Genomic DNA, 21,118 nt, shown 5'->3' with positions numbered 1-21,118 from the left:
GCGCCGCCCCCCCCCCCCCCCAGTCCCCCCCATTTCCTCCGGGTGCCCGCCGCGGCCCCCCCCCCCCCCCCCCCCCCCCGCCCCCCGGGGGGGGGGGGGGGGGGCCCCCCCCCCCCCCGGGGCCCCCCCCCACGACCGCGCTAGGCGAACGACCAGCGCTGGGCGCCGCTCCCGTTGCAGGTGTAGAGCTGCACCTTCGTGCCGTTGGCGGTGCCGCTCCCGGTCACGTCCAGGCACTTGCCGGACGCCGGCACCAGGATCGAGCCGTTGGCCTGGAACGTGAACTTCTGGGCGCCCGTACCGTTGCAGTCCCAGATCTGGATCTTCGTGCCGTTGGCCGTGCCGCTCCCGTTGACGTCCAGGCAGCGGTTGCCGTACACGCGAAGCTCGTTCGCCGCCGTCCGGGTCCACTTCTGGTTGGTGCCGTTGTGGCAGTCCCAGATGTGGATCTGCGCGCCCGGTGTGGTGCTCGCGCCCGAGACGTCCATGCAACGCGCCGACTGCGGGTTGACCAGCGAGACGGCGACGCCGACCGGCGGGCCGGAGGACTGCAGGCTGCCGGGCACGGAGAGCAGGGCGGAGGACCAGGTGGCGGCCATCTTGTCGTAGCCCGCCTGGTTGGGGTGCACGCCGTCGGCCAGGTCGGCGGTGGTCAACGGGGAGTGCAGGTCGACCAGGTGGGTCTTGGCGCCCTTGCCGGCGACGATGCCCGGGATCGTCGCGTTGTACGCCTGTACCCGTGCCTCCAGCGTCGCGTTGGACTCGGGCGTGATCTGGGCGACGAACAGCTCGACGTCCGGCGCGTTGGCCCGGATCTTGTCGATCAGCGCGGACAGCCGCGCGGGCGCGTTGGCGATGTCGTAGTTCTGGTTCATGTCGTTGGTGCCGATGTGCAACAGGATGGTGCGGGGCGTGTACGTGCGCAGCCAGTTGACGATGTTGGCGTCGAGCTGGTCGATCCGCCAGCCGGAGTGGCCCTCGTGGTCGTGGTCGCCGAGGCTCGCCGGCCCGTTGAACCCGGAGCCGACGAAGTCGACGGTGCGACCGGCGGCGACCAGGCGCTGCCAGAGGTTGATCCGGTAGCCGCCGGGCACGTTGTAGCCGTCGGTGATCGAGTCGCCGAGCGGCATGATCCGCACGCCGCCGTTGGACTCGGCCGAGGCGGGGTTGGCGGTCGCGGCGATGACGCCGGCCACGAGTGCGAGCGCGAGGCCGATTCCGGCCAGTCTCCTGCGCATGGGCGCGGTTCCTCTCGTCGGTGCCGTCCCTGGGACGGGCGGGACGGGCCTGACATCGAGGATCAGCGATGCCGCGTCTTCCCGGCGAGCCGTGCGGGCGGTCGGGTCGGCTGAATGCCGCGCGTGCTGCGCCGAGCGGTCGGCGGTGGCGGGTCGGCGGCCGCTGCTGCCATGCTGGTCGGATGTGCAGAAACATCCGGGTGCTGAGCAACTTCGAACCGCCGGCGAGCGAGGACGAGATCGAGGCCGCGGCGCTGCAGTACGTGCGCAAGGTCAGCGGTGCCACCCGCCCGTCGGCCGCCAACCAGGAGGCGTTCGACGAGGCGGTCCGGGCGGTCACCGAAGCCACCCGCACCCTGCTGGAGGCTCTGGTGATCAAGGCACCGCCGCGCGACCGCGAGGTCGAGGCGGCCAAGGCCCGCGCCCGCGCGGCCGAGCGCTACGGCACTAGGGCGTAAGACGGCCTCCGTACGAGGCGGCCAGCGCCGCGGCTACGGTCGCGGCGTCCGCCTCGGCGACGTCCGCGGGGTAGGCGGGGAGCAGGTCGTCCCAGACGGGCAGCCACGACCCGAACAGCTGGGCCTGCCCTTCCGGCCGCGCGAAGAACCAGACGTGCAGGTGCGCGCCGCCGTCACCGAAGCGGTAGACGTGGGCGCGCGCGACGTGCGGCAGCGCCTGCACGTGCCGGGCGAGGTGGGTGCTCAGCACCCCGAGCTCGGCGGCCCGCTCGTCCGGCAGGTCCGCCAGGTCGTAGTGGTCGCGCGGGTGGAGCATCAGGATCAGCGGCACACCGGCGCCCGGGATCTGGGTCAGCCGCCAGTGGTCGTCGAACCAGATCCCCTCGTCCCGGTTGCGGCAGGAGCCGCAGTCCGCCGGGTCCTCGCCGTGCCGCGGCCGTTCGGGCACCACCGGCGGACGCAGCGGCGTGACCCGCAGTCCGTCCTGCTCGAACGGGCTGATCTCCCAGCCCGTCATCCGCGCCAGCGGCAGCCGGCGGTCGCTGTCGGCGGCGGCGACCGCGTGCGCGTAGAACTCCTCGGGTGACAGGGCCATGATCGAAAGGCTATTACGCGGCGTGGTAGAAGAGATCACCGAGGCCGACCGTGAAAGCGAGCACGCCGTAGAGGCTGTGCTCGACGCAGGCGGCCAGCAGTGACCGGGTGCGCTGGTACCGGCGGGCGAACAGCCACCCGCCGGCCAACGTGAGCAGCACCGACCAGAGGTTGCCGAAGATGACGTGCGCGAACCCGAACGCCACGGCGCTGGGCGCGGCCGCCGCCCGCCCGATGCCGAACACGGGGGCGTAGCGGTCCGGGAGGAAGGCGCGGAACCAGCACCTCTTGCGGGTAGACCGAGAGCAGCGGGTAGAACACGGCGACCGCGAGCCACAGCCAGGGCGCCTCGCGCGGCAGGTCGAACAGGCAGCGCATAGCCGCCGACGGCGCCGAAGAACAGGACGACGAACTCGACGCCACGCGCGACCCGCACGCGCCGCAAGCTACCGGCCGTCTCCCAACGGGAGGCGTGGTAGGACTGTCTGGGTGATCTACGAGTCGTTACACGTGAGTGTCGCCATCGCTCGGTCTCCGGCGGAGGTGTACGCGTTCGTGGCCAACCCGGAGAACCTGCCGCGGTGGGCAGCCGGGCTCACCGGGGCTGTCGAGCGGGTCGGCGAGCGCTGGGTGGGTGACACGCCGGACGGGCCGATCGTGATCATGTTCGCGCCGCCCAACCCGTTCGGGGTGCTCGACCACGACGTGACGTTCCCGTCCGGGCAGACGTTCTACAACCCGATGCGGGTGTTCGCCAACGCCGACGGCAGCGAGGTCGTGTTCACGGTGTTCCGCCGCGAAGGCACCGGCCCGGAGGCGTTCGAGGCCGACGCGGCGGCGGTGCTGGCCGACCTGCGTACGCTCAAATCCCTCATGGAATGAGCTCGTCCCGCAGGAACTCGGCGATCTCGGACCGCGCCGTCCGTGCCTGCGGCACCATGCCCGGCATGCTGAGGAACGCGTGCCCCGCTCCGGGGTGCTCGGCCAGGTCGACGGGCGTCCCGGCCTCGGCCAGCCGGCGCGCGTAGGCGCGTCCCTGGTCGGCCAGCGGGTCCAGGGTCGGCACGACGACCAGTGTCGGCGGGAGTCCGCTCAGGTCGTCCGCGTACAGCGGCGACAGGGCTCGCGAGTCTGTCCCCTGTGGAACCGCGAGGCGACGGAACAGCTCCATCTGCTTCACCGTCAACGTCGGCGTGCTGGCGTGCTCGGCCATCGAGGGATAGTCGAGCGCCGTCGAGGTCAGGTCGACGCACGGGTTGACGAGCACCTGCGCCCGCAGGGAGCCCTTTGCTCGGAGCGCGGCGAGCGCGGTGACCATCGCTCCCGCGCTCTCGCCGAAGACCGCCACCCGGGCCGGGTCGATGCCCCACCGCTGCGCGTGCCGCACGACGTGCTGGAGCACGTCCCAGCCGTCGTCGACCGCGGCGGACATCGGGGTGCCGGCCGAGACCAGGCGGTGCTCGACCGACACGACCACCGTGGGCACGCGGCCGGCGAGGTGGCTGTTGATCCAGTCGCTCTGCACGGCGGTGCCGACGAACCCGCCGCCGTGCACGTGCAGCACGAGCGGGAGGGCGGTGGTGCCGGCGCGGGCCGGGGACGGCCGGTAGACCCGGACGCGGAGCACCCGGTCGGGCAGTTCCACCCGCTGCCAGTCGATGGTGGTGCCGCGGTTCGGGAATCCGGTCACCACGCGCATCAGAGGTGACGACCGCCGGCGGTTCTCGGCGTCGCGGAAGGCGTCGAGTTGCTCGGTCGGCATGGTCAACCAGTCCGGTTCCCTGCGTACGGCGTGCAGCAGCTTGACGCCCAGCGGCTGGCGCATGGTTCCCCCTCGATCTCGTTTCGCTACTTCGAGTATCGAAACTGACGGTAGCATAATTGTTAGGCTCTGGCCATGGCACCTGACCGGCCGCTCGGCCGCCCCCGCTCCAGCGTCGACGCCACCGTCTTCGCGGCGACGCTGCGCACGGTCCACGAGCTCGGCTACACGCACGCGACCGTCGACCGCATCGCCGCCGGGGCGGGGGTCGCGAAGACGACGATCTACCGGCGCTGGCCGTCCAAGGGCGCGCTGATGACCGCCTGCCTCGTGGACGCGTTCGGGCCGCTGCCGGTCGAGAGCGGGAGCCGCGCCGAGATCATGTCGTCAGCGGTCCGCTGGGCAGCGGCGAAGATCAGCGAGCCGGGGGTCGGCGCGGCCTTCGCGGGCGTGTTCACCGACGCGATCAACGACCCGGGCCTTCGCGAGATCCTGTTGACGCAGTTGCAGGACCCGTACCGGCTCGTCCTGCAGGACCTGCTCGGCGAGCCGGAGAACCGCGTCCTGTTCCTCATCGACGTCGTCATCGGCACGCTGCTGCACCGCATGGGCATGACCGGCGAGCCGATGGCCGAGGCGGACGTGGACGCCCTGGCCGAGATGGTCGTCGGCGTCCTGCCCGCGGCTAGCTCTTAGGGGTCCAGGGCGAGAGGTCGAGCTTCGGGTAGCGCAGCGCCATGCCGGCCAGCGTCTCGGGCGTCCAGTAAGGATGTCCGGGCGGCGGGAAACCGAGGGCCTGGAGTTGGCGCGGCGTGGCTCGGCCGACGAAGTCGACCCACTCGTTCGTGTAGCTCTTCACCGCCCAACCGACCCGATGTCCCCACTGCAGGCCGGCGGGCCGGAAGCACAGCTGCATGCTGTAGCGCGCTCCGCGGGGCGCGCGCAGCCGCGTGCCGCGGTGAAAGGTCCCGGGCTCGAAGGCGATGACGGTGCCAGCGGGTCCCGCTCCGGACACCTCCGCGTCGTAGAGCTTCGGGTCGGCGGGAGCCGTGAAGCGGCCGGCGCCCTCCTGGCCCGGCCGCAGCAACCAGTTGGGCACGGCGGGCAGGTCGGCGGTGTGCGCGCGGGAGACCAGATGCGGCGGCCCGAGGTCTTCGGGAACGTCGTTGAGGAAGACGAACATCTCGACCTGCTGGCAACCCGGCGTGGTGCTGGGCACCAGGACGGTGTGGTTGAGGTAGTCGCGGTGCAGATCCTGGTCGTAGTCGCAGGCGCCGGTGTATTTCGCCCAGGCCTCCGCCCCGTAGAGGTGGACGTCGTCGTCGCCCAGCAGGGCCGCGGCCAACGCCATGATGCGCTGGTTCAGGGCCAGCAGGCTGATCTCCGTGCTGGCGAACGGGAAGCTGTCGATCCCGGCGAACTCGTCACCGACGAAACGCTCACGCCGCGGATCGGTGCCGTCGTGGAACCCGTCGGCCGAGGGAAACAACAGGTCCAGCTCGCGCACCGCGGGGGCCAACTCCGCTGGTGGCAGGAAGCCGGGGAGGATCACGAAACCGTCGCTCTGCCAGGTCCGTGCCGCCTCTGCGAGGTCCATCGGGCCAGGATCGGCGAGGCGGGATCGACGGGCAACCGGTTTTCGAGGCGGGGGATGATGGTGGTTATGCCGTCGGTCTTCTCCATGATCATCGCGGGCGAGCTGCCCGGCCGGTTCGTCCACCGCGACGACCGGGTGGTCGCGTTCCTCAGCATCGCGCCGCTGACGCAGGGCCACACGCTGGTGGTCCCGGTGGCCGAGGTCGACGACTGGACCACCCTCGACCCGGCGCTCTGGAGCCACCTGATGGCGGTCGCGGCCCGCATCGGCACGGCGGTCCGCACCGCGTTCGACGCGCCGCGCGCGGGCCTGGTGATCGCGGGCTTCGAGGTGCCGCACACCCACGTCCACGTCTTCCCGGCGTACGGCCTGGCCGACTTCGACTTCGCCAACGCCCGCCACGACCCGCCCGCGTCGGAGCTCGACGAGGCGCGACGCCGCATCCTGGCGGCCCTGGAATGATCCGCGCGCTGATCGGCATCGCGGTCGCGATCGCCGTCACCTGGCTGATCCTGGTCGCGGCCCTGGCGATTGGCCGGCCACGCGGCGGCCTGCTGAAGGAAGCGCTGCGCCTGCTGCCGGACCTGATGCGCCTGCTGCGGCGACTGGCGGTGGACCGCGATCTGCCCCGCGGCGTCCGCGTGCGGCTGGCGATGCTGATCGGCTACCTGGCGCTGCCGATCGACCTGATACCTGACTTCATCCCGATCCTCGGGTACGCCGACGACGCGATCCTGGTCGTCATCGTGTTGCGCGGCACGGTCCGCCGTGCCGGCCTTCCCGCCGTCCGCCGCCACTGGCCGGGCACCGACGACGGCTTCGCCGCCCTGCTCCGCCTGACCGGCGTGCCAGGGCAACCAACCGGTGATCCCGATCGGGGCGATGCCCGCACGATGGGCGGATGACCGACGTTCCGTCGCCGGCACTGGTCGGAACTGCGCGCGATCGTCCGTCAGGTGTGCCTGGACCAACTCTCCCTTCTGGGCACCGGCTGGGCTGAAACGGCCTGTCCGGAGTAGTCCGGCCCCGCCGCGCCCCGGACGGCCGCGACCAGCGTCGACGAGCGTCCGGTCCGGACCTCGTCGGAGATTCGGCCGCCACGGAGCCCATCCCGGTTTGCTGTGCCAGGGGCAACACGATCGGGAGGAGCAATGGGGATGGCAAAACGCAGGATCGGGTCGCGCCTGCTGGCCGGCGCGGCAATGGCGGCGACGCTGACGACAGCCTCGGTCGGCGTGGTGGGGGTGGAAGCCGCGATGGCCGTGCCGTACAACTGCTCGGTCGGCGGTTCGGGCAACGTCGGGTGGGCGATCTGCACGGGGGGCACCGGCCAGTACCAGGCGGTCGTGAGCTGCGACGTCTGGCTGGGCTTCGACTACACCCGAACGGGCGCGTGGGTAGGCGTGGGCGGCGGCCGCAGCACCGCGGCCTGCAACTCCTCGGAGGGCGCGTACAACCGGCGCTTGAACGCCTTCGGCCCGCTCTAAGCTCCCGCCACGGCGGCGCCGCCTTCCGGTCTCGACTCCCGGAGGGCGGCGTCGCCTTTGGCGCCGGCGACTACCGCGAAACGAGCGAATCCATCGGACGCGGGCCGACACAGCGCCTCGTCTCGCGGGTGTCGCTGACAGCATGTCGTCCATGCCGACTGGTGTGGTGTCCGGAGTGCCGAACCGGTTGCGAGAGGTGTTCGCGCGTTGGGAGGACGACGGGCGCGTCACTCGGCGACATCAGCCCGGCCGTGTTGGCACGTAACGCCTGATCGACCGTACCCGGTGCCGTGGAATGGTCGTTCTTCCGTGGTGGAACAGGAAGTGTCACGTCGGGCGGTGCTCGGGGCCGGGCTCGGGTTCGGGGTCGCGGCGGCCGTCGGCGGTCTGGCCCTGCCGGCCGACGCGGGGCGAGGGCGCAAGCCGGTCAGCATGTCCATGCACACCCACTCGTCGTTCAGCGAAGGCGGCAGCTGGGCCGACGGCGGTGGCGGCGCCAGCATGCTCTCGCAGCTCGAGCAGGCCAAGCAGACCGGCACCGACGTCGTCTGGTGGACCGACCATGACTGGCGCATGGAGGCGTACGGCTACTACGACACCATCCGCTTCGACGGCACCGACGAAGGCCAGCGGCTCGCCTGGGTGCCGCAGCACGAAGGCCCGATCGGCGGGGCGCGCCATGCCTTCGTCGACCAGCCGCACAGTCCCGGCGAGGCCGGCAGGGCACTGCGGGTCACCGGCACCGGCACCAGTCCCACCGAGTGGGGCGGCGCCTGGGTGTTCGCGGACGGCGGCAACAGCTTCTACACCACGAACCTGACCGACACGACCCTGAGCGTCGACGTGCTCGCCGAGCGGGTCGGCCCCGACGCCGAGGTCGTCGTCCAGCTTGAGACCTCCTACCGGCCCGCCGTCGCCGGTCGGCCGGCCGGTGTCTACGTGCTCGAGTACCGCGTCGGCAGCCGAAAGTCCCGGGCGTTGCAGAACGAGCTCACCGGCGTCGTGACCGTACCCGCGACCGGCACCTGGCAGACCCTGAAGATCCGCCCACGTAGGGACATCCGGAGGTTCTGGCCGGATCTCGCGGCCGAGGACTCCGCGCTCGCGCGGCTGCGGTTCGGCGTGCGGGCACGCGGCAACGCGACCGCGCAGGGCGTCTTCGACCACCTGCGGTTCAAACGGACCCGAGACCAACTCCATTGGGCGGTACGCGAGCAGCGCGACCTGATGAAGCGGCTCGGCAAGCAGTACCGGGGCATCACCCAACTGCTCGGCGCCGAGGTCTCGATGGTGCGCCACCTGAACGTCTACATGGAGCACTTCGAGCTGTTCCCGTACCCGGACCGGGGCGTCGCGCCGGTGCTCGACGACAGCGTGGCGGCCGCGCGGGAGATGGTGCGCTGGTACCACGAGCGGGGCGCCCTGGTGCAGTACAACCATCCGCCGATCGACGCCGCCGAGCTCGTCGCCAGCCGGGCGCTGGGCTGCGACCTCATGGAGACCGTCGACCCCGGCGGCGTTTCGACCGTTACGAGGCAGCGGCTCGAGCTGCTCGACATCGCCGCCCGAAACGCGATCTTCCTGACCGCCACCAGCCGCAACGACGACCACGCCGGGCGGGACTGGACCCGCAAGGACCTCTTCCAGACCTCGGCCTGGTCGACGTCGCGCAGGGCCAGGGACCTCATCGCCGCCCTCGCCGCCGGTCAGGTGTTCCTCAACCACCAACGGCTGTGGGCGACCGGCTCGCTGGACCTGCTCGTCGACGGGCGACCGGCGATGGGCCAGGTGATCAAGACCGACTCCGCGTACGTGCCGGTCGAGATCCACGCGGACAACCTGCCGGAGGGCGCGCGGGTCGAGGTCGTGGTCGGCGTCTGCGACCGCACCGCAGCGACGACCCGCAGCATCCGGCGGCAGCCCTTCCAGCCGGGCGGGCCCTTCCGGCTCGACCGGGCAGACGGGAGCTACCTGCGGGTCGAGGTGTCCGACGCCGCCGGCGTGCCCCTGGGCTTCAGCAACCCGCTGTGGCTGCTCCCGGACGACGACGCGATCACGGTGCCGAAGGCCCGCCGGTTCGACCTGCGTCACTGACCGTCGCACGCCGGTGCGGAACACGCGGCGGCAGCCCGCGCGCTCCGCCCGGCCGCACCGTCCACTTCGAACTGCGGGCCGTGGTCAGCTGACGCGGGGGTCCTCGCCCGGCCGCTTCCCGAGTCGGTCGCCGACCTTGACCTGCTTCCAGGTCTCCCGGTCCACCTTGACGTCCTGCTCGGTTCCGTCGTCGAGCCGGACCTTGAGGCGTCGGTAGAGGTTGGACCCGTCGAGCAGCCCGCGGGACTTCTTGACGACGGTCCCGCTCCAGGCGTCGTCGCGCGTCATCGGGATCCACCTTCGTACTGCGACACCACGACCCGGCCGTCGACCGTACGCGCGTCGACCAGGCGAAGGTTCTGGCGCTTCTCCGGCGAGGCGAACAGCCGCCGGCCGCCGCCGAGCACGACCGGGTGCACGGCGATGTGGTACTCGTCGATCAGCCCGCGCTCGGTCAGCGCCGCCGCCAGCGTCGCGCCGCCCGTCAGCAGCAGGTCGCGGCCTGGTTGGGCCTTGAGCGCGGCCACCTCCGTGGCCAGGTCGTCGCCGATGACCCGGCTGGTCCACTCGTCGCCCGCGTACCCGCGCGAGAAGACGATCTTCGGTGTGGCCCGCCAGAACGGGGCGAAGGCGGCGACGTGCGGGTCGTCCGACATCGACTCGGCCTGCGGCCAGAACCCGACCATCATCTCCCAGACCGGCCGGCCGAACAGCAGGGTGTCGACCCTGCGATCCAGGCCTTCCGAGTACGCGGACAGCTCCGGCCCCATCACCGGCCAGTCGAACTCCCCGTTGGGCCCGTCGATGAACCCGTCCACGGACGTGTGCACCCAGTAGATGATCTTGCGCATCGGTTGCCTCCTCGTGTGCTGTCGAAGCTACGTCGGAGCCAACCGCCGCGCTTCGACATCGTCACACGATCAGAATGCCGCCCGATCTCGCTCCCTGCCGCTACGTCGGCCGCTGCCACGTTCGCGGGTCGTGACGGCTCGCCTCCGGGCGGAGGCCGAGGCGCTGCTTCACGTCCTCCCAGTTGACGTCCTTGAGCTTCTCGCCCAGTTCTGGGTCACGCTCGGCGGCCGCGCGTATCTCGGCGAGGTGGTCAAGGGTCCAGGCGACCTGCTCGTCCATGCCGGTGGGTTCCACCAGCGGCAGTCCGAGGGCGCGCGCCCAGACCTCGATCACGACGGCGGTCCCGCCGCGAACTCCAGCGGCGACTCCCCGGTCGCCTCGGTCATCGAAGAGGAACACGTCGATGACACCGTCCGTCAGGACCACCCGGCTGCTGGCCATCGGCCCTCGGGTTGATTCGACCACCGTGAAACCCTGGGCAAGGAACTGCTGCTCCGCCTGCACGGCAGGCAGAGTAGTGTCACCGTCCACACCGGCGACTGGCGCGACCTGCGCGCCGCTCAGCTCCCCCTCGCGCCTGACCTGGCCGTCGTGGTCGGCGTGAGGGTCAGGTGAGCACCTCGTACGTCAGGTGGGTGGCGTGCGGAGAGACCACCACGTCCGTCTGTCGCAGCCGGCGCGTCGGTGAGTCGGCCGGGCGGAACAGTGGCGTGCCACCGCCGACCAGGCACGGTGACAGGTGCAGGCGCAGCTCTTCGGCCAGGCCCAGGAGCACGCTCTGGCGTACGACGTCGGCACCGCCCATGACCACGACGGTCTTGTCGCCCGCCGCTGTCCGGGCGCGCCCCACCGCCTCGCAGATGTCGGTGGCGAAGCTGAACCGGTCGCCGAGCCGCCACGACGACGGCGGGGAGTGGGTCACCACGACCACCGGCGGCCCGCCCGTCGCCTGCTCGCTGCCGGCGCCGTAGCCGAGCTCGTCGGTCCAGCCGTGCGGGCCGTCGACGAAGTCGAACAGCCGGCGGCCCATTACCACCGCGCCCGTCTCGTCGAGGCCGCGGCACAGGATCTCCGAGTCGACCGGGTGGCCGGCGAAGACCCAGCCGTGGATCACCTCGCCGTCGACGCCGAGGCCGTGTTGGAGGTCGGCGCCGCGTGCTGCCACGTATCCGTCGAGGGATATCGAGATGTCAGCGACAACCTTGCCCATATCGGACTAGCCTACGCCGATCTGCTCCGGCTGTCGTGACCGCTGCGCGGGGATCGTGGCAGCCGGCCGGCGGCGGCGCAGAAGGCGCATCGCGGGCACCTCGACGTATCGGTGCAGGGGCAGGGCGACCGCGTACGAGACGACCAGGAACGCGATGCCCAGCGACAACGCCTGCCAGACGGGGTAGTCGTGCGACCTGCCCAGGATCGTCATCGCCGTGGTGACGATCGTCAGATGAACCAGGAAGAAGGCGTACGACGCGTCGCCGAGCCGGACCAGCACCGGGTGCCGCCACACCGACCGTGCGCCGCTCAGGTCGGCGGTCGCCGCGGCCGGGATCAGCAGCGCGGTCGTGGCCAGCACGGCGGCCGTGTCGCGCACCTGGTGGGGGAGCAGGTTGACGATCAGGTAGTTGACGGCGAACAGCGCCGACGCGAGCGGCAACCCGGGGCCGCGCCACGCGCCGCGCCGCACCAGCAGCGCCAGCGTGATGCCCAGTGCGAACTCCACACCCCGGGTGACCGGCAGGACGTAGACGAACCAGCGCTGGTAGGCCGGGTCGACGAACAGGTGGGCGATCAACGGCATCAGCAGCCCGAGCGCGACGAAGAAGAACGCGGCGCCGGCGAGCGTCCGACCAGTAAGGCGGCGCAGCAGGGGGAGGAGCAGCGGGAACGCCGCATAGAACGCGATCTCGCATGAAAGCGACCAGGCCACCGGATTGATGCCGAGATAGGTGACATCGTCCGGATACCACGCCTGCACGAGGAACAGGCTCGTCGTCAGGTTGTGGCCGTTGACCTGGTTCATCCGGTTGCCGACGGGGTCGGCCAGATCGCCGACCCATTTCGAGACGACCGCCAGACCCAGCGCCACCACGTACGCCGGGTAGATCCGCAACACCCGTCCGGCGAAGAAGCGGCCGAGCGGCCGGGCGCTCTCGCCGCGGGCGGCCCAGGTGAGCACGAAGCCGGAGAGCACGAAGAAGAAGGAGACGCCGAGGTCGCCGGGGTCGAGGAGCAGGTGCCCGAGGTCGTGGGCGAAGCCGCCGACCGGGATGAACGAGTACGCGTGCACGCCGAACACGAGCAGCGCGGCGGCGAAACGTAGACCCGTCAGGGAGGGCAGGCGGGAGCTGGGGGCAGCGGCCCTGGGGGATTCGGGCATAGAACGGCGACCTTATCCGTGTCGCGCGTCGATCGCATCCGGGCGTACCCGAATTGTGGACAAACGCTCAACGCGCGCGACGCCGCCGCAGCAGGAACAGCGCGACGAGCCCGGCGACCACGACCGCACCGCCACCGACGGCCCAGGGAACGACGTTGCTCGACGGGTCGCCGGGCAGCGGAACGACCTCGGCCAACGGAACCTCGGTGCGCGGCGGAGCCGGCGAGACGGTCGCCTCCGGCTCCACGGTCGGAGTCGGCTCGGGCGGCGCCACCTTGTTGGTGAACGTGTAGCTGCCCGAGATCTTGTGCCCGTCGCCGGACACGGTCTTCCACTCCACCGTCACCACGCCGACCGGGAGCGGCCGCACCGGTTGGGTGATCGTCTTGTCGAGCGCCGTCGGCTCCGCGTCCTGGTACTTCGCGCCGTCCGCGCCGCGCACCACGACCAGGCTGCCGTCCTGCCTGATCAGCCCGCTGAAGGTCAACGTCAGCGCGGTGACCGGCTTGGTCACCGTCGACTTCGCCGCGGGCGCCGACTTGGCCAGCTTGGTGTGCGCGGCCGCCGGCGCGGCGGGCGCGACGACCACGACCAGGCCCAGGAACAGGGCGGCCAGAACGGCGGCAGAGCGGCGGCGCATCGATCCTCCAGATGTGGTTCCCGACAAACTAGCGGCTCGCCGCCGCGGCGCCCAACGGGCCGGCTGTCGGAAGAAAGCGGGAACTTTCCGGCCCGCGCCGACGACCGGTGTGACATCACGCCGCCGTGCGGCGCTGGTGATCGTGTGGAGGAGTCACTGACCGATCGCCTCGACGACCTGGAGTGGTGGCTGCGCATGCTCCGCCGTCCGGTCGTCGACCTGCTGGTGCCCGGACTGCCGGCCGAGGGGACCACCCGGCACGGCCCGCTGCCGCCCGCGGTCGTCGAGTGGTTCGCCTGGCACGACGGCGTCACCCGCGCGCCGGGTCAGGACCATCGGGACGTCGAGGTGATCCCCGGGTACGCGCCCCTCGCGCTCGCCGAGGCGGTCGGGCTGCGGCACGCGTACGAGGAGGACCCGGTCCTGCTGCTCGGCGACGGCTGGCTGCCGTTGCTGGCGACCGAGAGCGGTGACCTGTTCGCGGTGCTCTGGTCCGGCGCGTACGAGCCACGCGTGGTCGCGGTCCGGTCCGGCGAGCCGACCCGGATCGAGTTCACGGACCTGCCGGCGATGGTGGCGTTCTTCGTCGAGTGCTTCAAGCGAGGTGGCTTCACCGTGGACGCCGACGGCCGGTTCGTCTCCGACCAAGCCCGTTATGACGAGTTGTATGACCAGCTCGACAGCCCTCACTGAGCCTGTGCGGCTGGAACGGGACCGCTGGGCGGACGGCCGCGCCGAGCGGCTCAGCGGCATGGACCCCACGGCGGACGAGATCGAGGCGGCGGTACACGCGCTCGACCAGCGGCGGCACACCGAGGTCGTGCTGACGGGCCACGACGGCCAGTACCTGGCGGTGGAGGGCGGCGCCGGGCGGTACCTCGTGCACCTGGGCTCCGACGAGCACGACGACGTCATCGCCCTGCGCACGCCGGCCGCCGAGCCGGGCGAGGTGGAGGTCGTCGCCGCCGGGCGGGTCCGCCGGGTCGATCGCCGCTCGGTCGTCGACCTGGACACCGCGCTGCGCGCGGTCCGCGCGTTCGCCATCGACGGCCGGCCCGACTCGACCTTGTTCTGGGGGTCAGGCTGAGGCGAGCGCCTCGGCCGGGCGGCGTTCGTCGAGGCGAACCAGCGCGACGCCCGCGACGATCAGCGCACCGCCGGCGATCTGCACCGCGGTCGGCAGCTCGTCGAGCACGAGCCAGGAGACCAGCACCGCGAACAGCACCTCGGTGAGACCGACGAACGACGAGAGCCGGGCGCCGAGCGCGCGTGCCGCGGCGATGCCGGTCACGTAGGCGACCACGGCCGCGACCAACGACAGCCCGGCCACCGGCACGAGCCAGCTCATCCGCTGGTCGCCGAGGGTCACCTGGCCGAAGGTCGCGTGCATCGGCAGCAGGCCGGTCGCGCCGAGCACGAGCAGGACCACCGCGCCGATGGCCATGCCGGCGGTGGCGAGGGCGAGGGCCGGCACCTCGCCCTGCTGCGAGTCGCGTGCGCCGAGCACGAAGTACGACGCCAGTCCGACGCCGGCGAACAGACCCCAGGCCACGCCGACGAGGGACAGCCCGGCGCCGCCGCTCAGGTCGAGCACCAGGACCAGCCCGACGACGGCGGTGACCGCGCCGGCAGTGGTCAGCGTCCGAGGCCGCTGCCCGTGTGCCGCCCACATCCAGAACACGACGAGCACCACGCCGAGGTATTCGAGCAGAAGCGCCACGCCGACCGGCAGGTAGCGGATCGCGTTGAAGAAGCCGACCTGGGCCGCGCCTACGCCGAGCACGCCGAACAACGCGATGCCGGTGAGGTCGCGGCGCACCGCACCCCAGCGGCCGCGCAGTGCGATCGCGGTCGGCACCGCGAGCACCAGCGCGGCGATGCCGACCCGGGCGGCCACGGCCGCCGGCGCCGTCCAGCCGGCGTCGAGCAGCGCGTGCGCGAACGGGCCGGACGTGCTGAACGTCAGGGCCGACACCAGCGCCAGCAGCAGGCCGAACGAGCGGGTCGGTCCCATGAGATCCCCTGTCATGACCAAAGTCGGCTTACACTGATGACGCTAGGTGCCTGGACTGTTAGGGGTCAAGATGGTTTTCGCCCATGACACCGAAGCGGCCCTCGTGCAGGTCGCCGCCCTGGTCAACACGCCGTTGGACGACGTCGCCGCGCTCGACGCCTTCCTCGTCGAGCACCCGGACAGCGGCGTGCGGGCCGGCACCCGCGCCGAGCTCGACGCGGTGCGGGCGCTGCGGCCCCGGTTCCGCCGGTTCTGGGAGCTGGGGGAGGACGACCTCGTCGAGGCGGTCAACGCCCTGCTGGTGGAGTACCGCCCGTTGCCGCAACTGGTCCGCCACGACGAGTGGGGCTACCACCCGCACGCCACCCCCCGGGACGCGCCGCTGGCCGTCCGGATAGCCGCGGAAGCCGCGATGGCCCTCGTCGACGTGGTCCGCACCGGTGCGTTGGACCGGCTGCGCGGGTGCGCGTACCCGGACTGCGACAACGTCCTGGTCGACCTCTCCAAGAACCGCTCGAAGCGGTTCTGCGACGCGGGTTGCGGCAACCGGGCCGCGGTCAACGCCTACCGGGCTCGCCAGGCGGCCTTGATCAGATCTACTCCGTCGTAATACCGTTCCATCGAAGATGGCTACTCGGCGGGGCCGTCGTCCGACCAACCCTGGAGAGACGATGTCGCGAAAGACCGGTAAGCCGTCCTATGTGCGCCAGGCCGAGCTGGCCCAGAAGCGCCGCGTGCCCCTGGCCGCCACCGTCGCCGCCGTCGTGGTCGCCGCGCTGATGGCCGGTCTCGTCGGCTTCCTGATCGGACGGCCCGACGCGACCACCCGCGCGATCGACGACCTCAAGGCGCAGGAGGCCCAGCGCGACCGCGACCAGATCCGCTCGCTGACCGACGTGGCCCGGGCGTCGCAGGAGAAGCTGACCACGCTGCTCGACGACTACGACGCCGCCGTCGCCAGCGGCAAGCCGGCCGAGGCGGCGACGATCGCGGGCTGGCAGCAGACGGTCAAGGAGCTCGTCGCCGCCCACGCCGACAGCCCGTCCGGCACGACGGCCACCAACGTCGCCCGCGGCGGGTTCCGCAGCGCGGTCGGCGACTTCCAGGTGGCGCTCGACCTCTACGCGGCCGCCGTGGCCGGCCCCGCCGACCGGCAGCCGGCGCTCGTCGAGATCGCGGGCCGCGCCCGCACCGCCGCCGCCACCGCCTGGTCGGTGGCCGCCGCCCAGCTCGACCAGATCAATGTGGACGCCGGCTTCGGCCACCAGCACGTCTACCTCGAGACCAAGCAGGGCAGTGGTGCCTTCACCGCCGACGGTGAGGAAGAGGGCCACACCGGCGGTTAACAACCCCTTGCGCTGACGGATTCACATCCCTAGTGTCTTCACCACAGCGGTCTATGAAACGTTTCACGGCCGGGAGGTGCGATGCTGGCGCTGCACGCGGTGAGCAAGTCCTTCGGCGCTGTCGCGGCGCTGCGCGACGTCGACCTCGAGCTGGTCGCCGGCGAGGCGCACGCGCTGGTCGGCGAGAACGGCGCGGGCAAGTCGACGCTGGTCCGGATCCTCGCGGGAGTGCACCCGCCGGACACCGGCACGGTGCTGCTCGACGGCGAGCCCGTCACCTTCGGCGGGCCGGCCGACGCGCGAGCGGCCGGCATCGCGGTGATCTATCAGGAGCCGACGCTGTTTCCCGACCTGTCGGTCGCCGAGAACATCTTCATGGGCCGGCAACCGCGCCGCAGCCTGCGCCGGATCGACACCGCCGCGATGCGCGCGCGGTCCCGCGAGCTGTTCGACCGGCTCGGCGTGCGGCTCGACCCCGACCGCCCCGCGCGTGGCCTGTCGATCGCCGACCAGCAGCTCGTCGAGATCGCCAAGGCGTTGTCCACCAACGCCCGGGTGCTGGTGATGGACGAGCCGACGGCGGCACTGTCCGGTGTGGAGGTCGAGCGGTTGTTCGCGGTCGCCCGCTCCCTGCGCGACGACGGCGCCGCGGTGCTGTTCATCTCGCACCGTTTCGACGAGGTGTTCGACCTGTGCGAGCGGATCACCGTGATGCGCGACGGCCGCCGGGTCGACACCGCCCCCGCCTCCGAGCTCACGGTCGACGCCCTGGTCCGCAAGATGGTCGGCCGCGACGTCGCCACGTTGTTCCCCAAGGTCGACACCACGCCCGGCGACGTCCGGCTCGACGTGCGCGGCCTGACCCGGCACGGCTTCTTTGCCGACGTCAGCTTCACCGTGCGCGGCGGCGAGATCGTCGCGCTGGCCGGCCTGGTCGGCGCCGGGCGTAGCGAGGTCGTCCGGGCGGTGTTCGGCGTCGACAAGCCGGACGCGGGGGAGGTCCGCGTCGACGACCGGCCGCTGCCACCCGGAGACACCCCGGCCGCGATCGCCGCCGGGCTCGCCCTCGTGCCGGAGGACCGGCGCCAGCAGGGCCTGGTGATGGAGTTGTCGGTGGAGCGCAACGCCACGCTGCCGCGCCGCTGGGCGCTGTCGCGGGCCGGGCTCCTGTTCGGCGGTGCGGAGCGCCGGTCCGCCGCGACCTGGACCGCGCGGTTGCGGGTCAAGGCCGCCCGGCCCACCGACCCGGTCGCCACGCTGTCCGGGGGCAACCAGCAGAAGGTCGTACTCGCGAAATGGCTCTCCACCGAGCCGCGGGTGCTGATCGTCGACGAGCCCACCCGGGGGATCGACGTGGGTACGAAGGCCGAGGTGCACCGCCTGCTCTCGGAGTTGGCGGCCGACGGGGTGGCGGTGTTGATGGTCTCCAGCGAACTGCCGGAGGTGCTCGGGATGGCCGACCGCGTCCTGGTCATGCGGGAGGGCCGGCTGGTGGCCGACATCCCGCGGGCCGGCGCCGACGAGGAGTCCGTGATGGTCGCCGCGACCGGAGCACAGCCGTGACGGCCCCGACCACCGCGGTGCACCGGGTCTTCGTGGTGCGCGAGCTCGGCATCGCCCTGGCGCTGGTGCTGCTGGTCGGCGTGACGTTCGTGGTCAACACCCGGTTCCTGTCGGCGCAGAACGTCAAGGACCTGCTGCTCGGCTCCACGATCCTGGCCATCCTCGCGGTCGGCCAGGCGATCGTCATCATCACCCGCAACGTCGACCTGTCGGTGGGCTCGATCCTCGGCCTGGCCGCGTTCGCGACCGGCAACCTGTTCGTCAGCAACCCGGGACTGCCGGTCCCGGTGGCCCTGCTGGCCGGCGTCGGCCTGGGCGCGCTGTGCGGGGCGGTCAACGGCGGGCTGATCGCCGCCGCGCGGGTGCCGGCGCTGGTCGTCACCCTCGGCACGCTGTACGTGTTCCGCGGCGTCGACTACACCTGGGCCACCGGCCGCCAGATCAACGCGGCCGACATGCCTGCGGGCTTCCTGTCGCTCGGCACCCGCACCGTCCTCGGAGTGCCGATTCTTGCGTTGTTCGCTCTGGTGGTGCTGGTCGGCGCCGGGGTCTTCCTGCGGTCGTACCGCAGCGGTCGGGAGCTCTACGCCATCGGCTCGGACCCGGACGCCGCCCGGCTCTACGGCATTCCGGTCGGCCGCCGCGTCTTCTGGGCCTTCGTCGCCAGCGGTGCCCTCGCCGGTCTGGCCGGCGTGCTGCACGCGGCCCGGTTCGGCACGATCGACGCCAACGCCGGCCTCGGCAGCGAGCTCAACGTCGTCGCGGCCGTCGTCGTCGGTGGTGTGGCGATCTTCGGCGGCAGCGGCTCGGTCTACGGCGCGGCGCTCGGGGCCGTGCTCCTGACCACGATCGGCAGCGCCCTGCCCGTGCTCGGCATCAACCCGTTCTGGCAACGGGCCGCGGTCGGCGTGCTGATCCTCGCCGCGATCGGCCTGGACCGCTCGCTGGCCGTGCGGCTGGCCCGGCGACTTCGAGGAGGCAGCGACCGTGGCCGTTGACACGCCGGTCCGCGAGCCGGTCAGCCCGCCGACGCGTACCCGTGCCCGGGGTGTGCTCGGCTCCTGGGACCTGCTGGTTCTCGTCGCCCTCATCGCGGTGATCATCGTCGGCAGCCTGACGATCGACGGGGTGGGCAACCCGCGCTTCTACCGCTTCGTGATCCTCGAGGCGATCCCGATCGCGTTGATCGCCCTGCCGATGACGCTGATCGTGATCACCGGCGAGATCGACCTGAGCGTGGCGTCGACGGTCGGGCTGACGTGCAGCGTGATGGGCTGGCTGTGGCAGGCGGGCGTGACGTCGCTGCCGCTGCTGATCGTGATCTCGCTGGCACTCGGCGCCGTGCTCGGCGCGGTCAACGGCGTCTTCGTCACCGTCTTCGGGCTGCCGTCGCTGGCCGTCACGATCGGCACCCTCGCCCTGTATCGCGGTCTGGCCTACGTGGTGCTCGGTGACCGCGCGGTCGCGGACTACCCGATCTCGTGGACGACGAACATGATCGCGCCGATTTCCGGCACGGTGGTGCCCTGGTTCGTGCTCGTGGTCGCCGTCCTGGCGCTGCTGTTCGGCGTGCTGCTGCACGCGACCCCGCTCGGTCGTGGGCTCTACGCGATCGGCAACAACGCGGAGGCGTCCGCGTACTCGGGGATCGCGGTCATGAGGACCAAGTTCTGGTTGTTCGTGGCGACGGGTGTGGTCGCCGCGCTGGCGGGCGTCTTCTGGACGTTCCGGTTCGCGTCTGCCCGGGCCGACAACGCCAACGGCCTCGAGCTGTCGGTGGTGGCGGCGGTGTTGCTGGGCGGCGTGTCCATCTTCGGCGGTCGCGGCGGCCTGCTCGGTGTGGTCGCCGCGGTCGCGCTCCTCGGCACTCTCCGCAACGCGTTGCAACTGGCCGACGTCCCGGCCAACGCGTTGACGATCGTCACCGGAACGTTGCTCATCGCTTCCGTCGTCGGGCCCAACGTGGTGCGCATGGCCCGTGGGCGGCTACGCCGACGACCACCCCCTGGAGAAAGGACCCAACCATGAGGATCACAGGTGTACGCGTCGTCGCGGCAACCGTCCTCGCGGCGTTGACGCTCGCCATGGGCGCCTGCGCGGAGGACGGCTCCGGCAGTGGCACCGGCACGGACTCGGGCTCGGGCTCGGGGCAGGCCGGCACCATCAAAGAAGGCCTGAAGATCGCCTTCCTGCCGAAGCAGGTGAACAACCCGTACTTCGAGACGTCCGACAACAAGGGCGGCAAGTCCGCTGTCGAGGAGTTCAAGGGCGCGTACTCCCAGACCGGTCCGTCCGAGGCGAGCCCGTCGGCGCAGGTCTCGTACATCAACACGTTGTCGCAGCAGCAGACCGACGTGATCGTCGTGTCGGCCAACGACAAGGACGCCATCTGCGGCGCCCTGACCGAGGCCAAGACGGCGGGCGCGAAGATCGTGACCTACGACTCCGACACCAAGCCCGAGTGCCGCGACGTGTTCGTCAACCAGGCGACCGCGGACGGCATCGCCAAGTCGCAGATCAAGCTGATCTCGGACGCGGTCGGCCCGGACGGCGGTGAGATCGCGATCCTCTCGGCGACTGCGAACGCCACGAACCAGAACGCCTGGATCGAGATGATGAAGACGGAGCTGGCCAAGCCGGAGTACGCGAAGCTGAAGCTGGTCGACACCGTCTACGGCGACGACCAGGACGAGAAGTCGTTCCAGGAGGCGCAGGGCCTGCTGGCCAAGCACCCGAACCTCAAGGGCATCATCTCGCCGACGACGGTGGGTGTGGCGGCCGCGGCGCGCTACCTGTCCGGGTCTTCCTACAAGGGCAAGGTGCAGCTGACCGGGCTGGGCACCCCGAACCAGATGCGCGCGTTCGTGAAGGACGGGACGTGCAAGGCGTTCGCCCTGTGGAACCCGGCGGACCTGGGCTACCTGGCCGCTTACGCCGGCGCCGCGCTGGCCTCGGGCATCATCACCGGCAAGGAGGGTGAATCGTTCAAGGCGGGCAAGCTGGGTGACTACAAGGTCGGCGCGGGCGGCGAGATCGTGCTGGGTGACCCCTTCACCTTCGAGGCGTCCAACATCGACCAGTTCGACTTCTAGTCTT

27 protein-coding genes are annotated in these 21,118 nt (G+C 71.5%); 15 read left to right on the top strand and 12 right to left on the bottom strand.

Annotated features, from left to right (window positions below):
* Window positions 1–140: 140 nt before the first annotated feature.
* Window positions 141–1,238 carry an RICIN domain-containing protein gene (locus AB0J88_RS11115; protein WP_364361715.1) on the bottom strand — a complete coding sequence of 366 codons (1,098 nt, stop codon included), beginning with the start codon at window positions 1,236–1,238 and terminating at the stop codon, window positions 141–143.
* 182 nt (window positions 1,239–1,420) lie between these two features.
* On the opposite strand from AB0J88_RS11115, the gene AB0J88_RS11110 reads away from it, so the two are divergent.
* Window positions 1,421–1,696: a DUF2277 domain-containing protein gene (locus AB0J88_RS11110; RefSeq protein ID WP_364361713.1), complete on the top strand. Its 276-nt coding sequence runs from the start codon at window positions 1,421–1,423 to the stop codon at window positions 1,694–1,696.
* Here the strand turns inward: AB0J88_RS11110 and AB0J88_RS11105 are convergent.
* The gene (locus tag AB0J88_RS11105) at window positions 1,686–2,291 is read right to left on the bottom strand and encodes a hypothetical protein (protein WP_364361711.1); all 606 of its coding nucleotides are present in this window, start codon (window positions 2,289–2,291) and stop codon (window positions 1,686–1,688) included. The genes AB0J88_RS11110 and AB0J88_RS11105 overlap by 11 nt on opposite strands.
* Before the next feature lie 13 nt (window positions 2,292–2,304).
* Window positions 2,305–2,535 (bottom strand): CPBP family glutamic-type intramembrane protease, encoded by a 231-nt coding sequence (locus AB0J88_RS11100; RefSeq protein ID WP_364361709.1) that lies wholly within the window; start codon window positions 2,533–2,535, stop codon window positions 2,305–2,307.
* Between the two features lie 265 nt (window positions 2,536–2,800).
* Between AB0J88_RS11100 and AB0J88_RS11095 the strand changes: the two genes are divergently transcribed.
* On the top strand, window positions 2,801–3,172 hold the full coding sequence (locus AB0J88_RS11095) for an SRPBCC family protein (protein ID WP_364361707.1): 372 nt from the start codon (window positions 2,801–2,803) through the stop codon (window positions 3,170–3,172).
* Here AB0J88_RS11095 and AB0J88_RS11090 read toward each other — a convergent pair.
* Window positions 3,162–4,115, bottom strand: a complete 954-nt coding sequence (locus AB0J88_RS11090; RefSeq protein ID WP_364361705.1) for an alpha/beta hydrolase — start codon at window positions 4,113–4,115, stop codon at window positions 3,162–3,164. The two genes, AB0J88_RS11095 and AB0J88_RS11090, sit on opposite strands and share 11 nt — an antisense overlap.
* A gap of 72 nt (window positions 4,116–4,187) precedes the next feature.
* Here AB0J88_RS11090 and AB0J88_RS11085 point away from each other — a divergent pair, with 72 nt between their 5' ends.
* The gene (locus tag AB0J88_RS11085; protein ID WP_364361703.1) at window positions 4,188–4,748 is read left to right on the top strand and encodes a TetR/AcrR family transcriptional regulator; all 561 of its coding nucleotides are present in this window, start codon (window positions 4,188–4,190) and stop codon (window positions 4,746–4,748) included.
* Here AB0J88_RS11085 and AB0J88_RS11080 read toward each other — a convergent pair.
* Window positions 4,738–5,649, bottom strand: coding sequence for a phytanoyl-CoA dioxygenase family protein (locus tag AB0J88_RS11080; protein ID WP_364361701.1), 912 nt, complete (start codon window positions 5,647–5,649; stop codon window positions 4,738–4,740). The genes AB0J88_RS11085 and AB0J88_RS11080 overlap by 11 nt on opposite strands.
* Window positions 5,650–5,715: 66 nt before the next feature.
* Here AB0J88_RS11080 and AB0J88_RS11075 point away from each other — a divergent pair, with 66 nt between their 5' ends.
* From AB0J88_RS11075 to AB0J88_RS11060, 4 genes are all read left to right on the top strand, one after another.
* Window positions 5,716–6,111 (top strand): HIT family protein, encoded by a 396-nt coding sequence (locus AB0J88_RS11075; RefSeq protein ID WP_364361699.1) that lies wholly within the window; start codon window positions 5,716–5,718, stop codon window positions 6,109–6,111.
* A complete protein-coding gene (locus AB0J88_RS11070; protein WP_364361697.1) occupies window positions 6,108–6,554 on the top strand; it encodes a DUF1232 domain-containing protein in 447 nt (148 codons plus the stop codon). The genes AB0J88_RS11075 and AB0J88_RS11070 overlap by 4 nt, the downstream gene beginning before the upstream one ends.
* Before the next feature lie 252 nt (window positions 6,555–6,806).
* Window positions 6,807–7,136, top strand: a complete 330-nt coding sequence (locus tag AB0J88_RS11065; RefSeq protein WP_364361695.1) for a hypothetical protein — start codon at window positions 6,807–6,809, stop codon at window positions 7,134–7,136.
* A gap of 324 nt (window positions 7,137–7,460) precedes the next feature.
* Window positions 7,461–9,230 (top strand): hypothetical protein, encoded by a 1,770-nt coding sequence (locus AB0J88_RS11060; protein WP_364361693.1) that lies wholly within the window; start codon window positions 7,461–7,463, stop codon window positions 9,228–9,230.
* 84 nt (window positions 9,231–9,314) lie between these two features.
* Here the strand turns inward: AB0J88_RS11060 and AB0J88_RS11055 are convergent, their stop codons facing one another.
* From AB0J88_RS11055 to AB0J88_RS11030, 6 genes are all read right to left on the bottom strand, one after another.
* A complete protein-coding gene (locus tag AB0J88_RS11055; protein ID WP_364361691.1) occupies window positions 9,315–9,518 on the bottom strand; it encodes a hypothetical protein in 204 nt (67 codons plus the stop codon).
* The gene (locus tag AB0J88_RS11050) at window positions 9,515–10,081 is read right to left on the bottom strand and encodes a dihydrofolate reductase family protein (RefSeq protein WP_364361689.1); all 567 of its coding nucleotides are present in this window, start codon (window positions 10,079–10,081) and stop codon (window positions 9,515–9,517) included. Before AB0J88_RS11050 ends, AB0J88_RS11055 begins: the two co-directional genes overlap by 4 nt.
* A 100-nt stretch (window positions 10,082–10,181) precedes the next feature.
* Window positions 10,182–10,586 (bottom strand): hypothetical protein, encoded by a 405-nt coding sequence (locus tag AB0J88_RS11045; protein WP_364361687.1) that lies wholly within the window; start codon window positions 10,584–10,586, stop codon window positions 10,182–10,184.
* 103 nt (window positions 10,587–10,689) lie between these two features.
* The gene (locus tag AB0J88_RS11040; RefSeq protein ID WP_364361685.1) at window positions 10,690–11,292 is read right to left on the bottom strand and encodes a dihydrofolate reductase family protein; all 603 of its coding nucleotides are present in this window, start codon (window positions 11,290–11,292) and stop codon (window positions 10,690–10,692) included.
* Between the two features lie 6 nt (window positions 11,293–11,298).
* Window positions 11,299–12,459, bottom strand: coding sequence for an acyltransferase (locus AB0J88_RS11035; protein ID WP_364361683.1), 1,161 nt, complete (start codon window positions 12,457–12,459; stop codon window positions 11,299–11,301).
* Window positions 12,460–12,526: 67 nt separating this feature from the next.
* On the bottom strand, window positions 12,527–13,099 hold the full coding sequence (locus AB0J88_RS11030; protein WP_364361681.1) for a copper resistance CopC family protein: 573 nt from the start codon (window positions 13,097–13,099) through the stop codon (window positions 12,527–12,529).
* A 144-nt stretch (window positions 13,100–13,243) separates the two neighbouring features.
* Here AB0J88_RS11030 and AB0J88_RS11025 point away from each other — a divergent pair, with 144 nt between their 5' ends.
* Together AB0J88_RS11025 and AB0J88_RS11020 are read left to right on the top strand one after the other, a co-directional pair.
* Window positions 13,244–13,792, top strand: coding sequence for a hypothetical protein (locus AB0J88_RS11025; RefSeq protein WP_364361679.1), 549 nt, complete (start codon window positions 13,244–13,246; stop codon window positions 13,790–13,792).
* Entirely contained in the window at window positions 13,767–14,186 is a 420-nt protein-coding gene (locus tag AB0J88_RS11020) for an Imm1 family immunity protein (protein ID WP_364737853.1), read from the top strand. Before AB0J88_RS11025 ends, AB0J88_RS11020 begins: the two co-directional genes overlap by 26 nt.
* On the opposite strand, the gene AB0J88_RS11015 is transcribed toward AB0J88_RS11020, so the two are convergent.
* The gene (locus AB0J88_RS11015) at window positions 14,178–15,128 is read right to left on the bottom strand and encodes a DMT family transporter (protein WP_364361675.1); all 951 of its coding nucleotides are present in this window, start codon (window positions 15,126–15,128) and stop codon (window positions 14,178–14,180) included. The two genes, AB0J88_RS11020 and AB0J88_RS11015, sit on opposite strands and share 9 nt — an antisense overlap.
* 55 nt (window positions 15,129–15,183) lie before the next feature.
* Here AB0J88_RS11015 and AB0J88_RS11010 point away from each other — a divergent pair, with 55 nt between their 5' ends.
* From AB0J88_RS11010 to rhaS, 6 genes are all read left to right on the top strand, one after another.
* On the top strand, window positions 15,184–15,723 hold the full coding sequence (locus AB0J88_RS11010) for a CGNR zinc finger domain-containing protein (protein WP_364361673.1): 540 nt from the start codon (window positions 15,184–15,186) through the stop codon (window positions 15,721–15,723).
* Window positions 15,724–15,784: 61 nt separating this feature from the next.
* A complete protein-coding gene (locus AB0J88_RS11005) occupies window positions 15,785–16,459 on the top strand; it encodes a hypothetical protein (protein WP_364361671.1) in 675 nt (224 codons plus the stop codon).
* 81 nt (window positions 16,460–16,540) lie between these two features.
* Window positions 16,541–18,022, top strand: a complete 1,482-nt coding sequence (locus AB0J88_RS11000) for a sugar ABC transporter ATP-binding protein (RefSeq protein ID WP_364361669.1) — start codon at window positions 16,541–16,543, stop codon at window positions 18,020–18,022.
* Window positions 18,019–19,020, top strand: a complete 1,002-nt coding sequence (locus AB0J88_RS10995; RefSeq protein WP_364361667.1) for an ABC transporter permease — start codon at window positions 18,019–18,021, stop codon at window positions 19,018–19,020. The genes AB0J88_RS11000 and AB0J88_RS10995 overlap by 4 nt, the downstream gene beginning before the upstream one ends.
* On the top strand, window positions 19,010–20,050 hold the full coding sequence (locus tag AB0J88_RS10990) for an ABC transporter permease (RefSeq protein WP_364361665.1): 1,041 nt from the start codon (window positions 19,010–19,012) through the stop codon (window positions 20,048–20,050). Before AB0J88_RS10995 ends, AB0J88_RS10990 begins: the two co-directional genes overlap by 11 nt.
* On the top strand, window positions 20,047–21,114 hold the full coding sequence (gene rhaS / locus AB0J88_RS10985; protein WP_364361663.1) for a rhamnose ABC transporter substrate-binding protein: 1,068 nt from the start codon (window positions 20,047–20,049) through the stop codon (window positions 21,112–21,114). The genes AB0J88_RS10990 and rhaS overlap by 4 nt, the downstream gene beginning before the upstream one ends.
* Window positions 21,115–21,118 lie beyond the last annotated feature (4 nt).

This window comes from Asanoa sp. NPDC049475 (assembly GCF_040676915.1).
Classification (GTDB): Bacteria; Actinomycetota; Actinomycetes; order Mycobacteriales; family Micromonosporaceae; genus Asanoa.
This window is presented reverse-complemented; position numbering and strand designations above follow the sequence as displayed.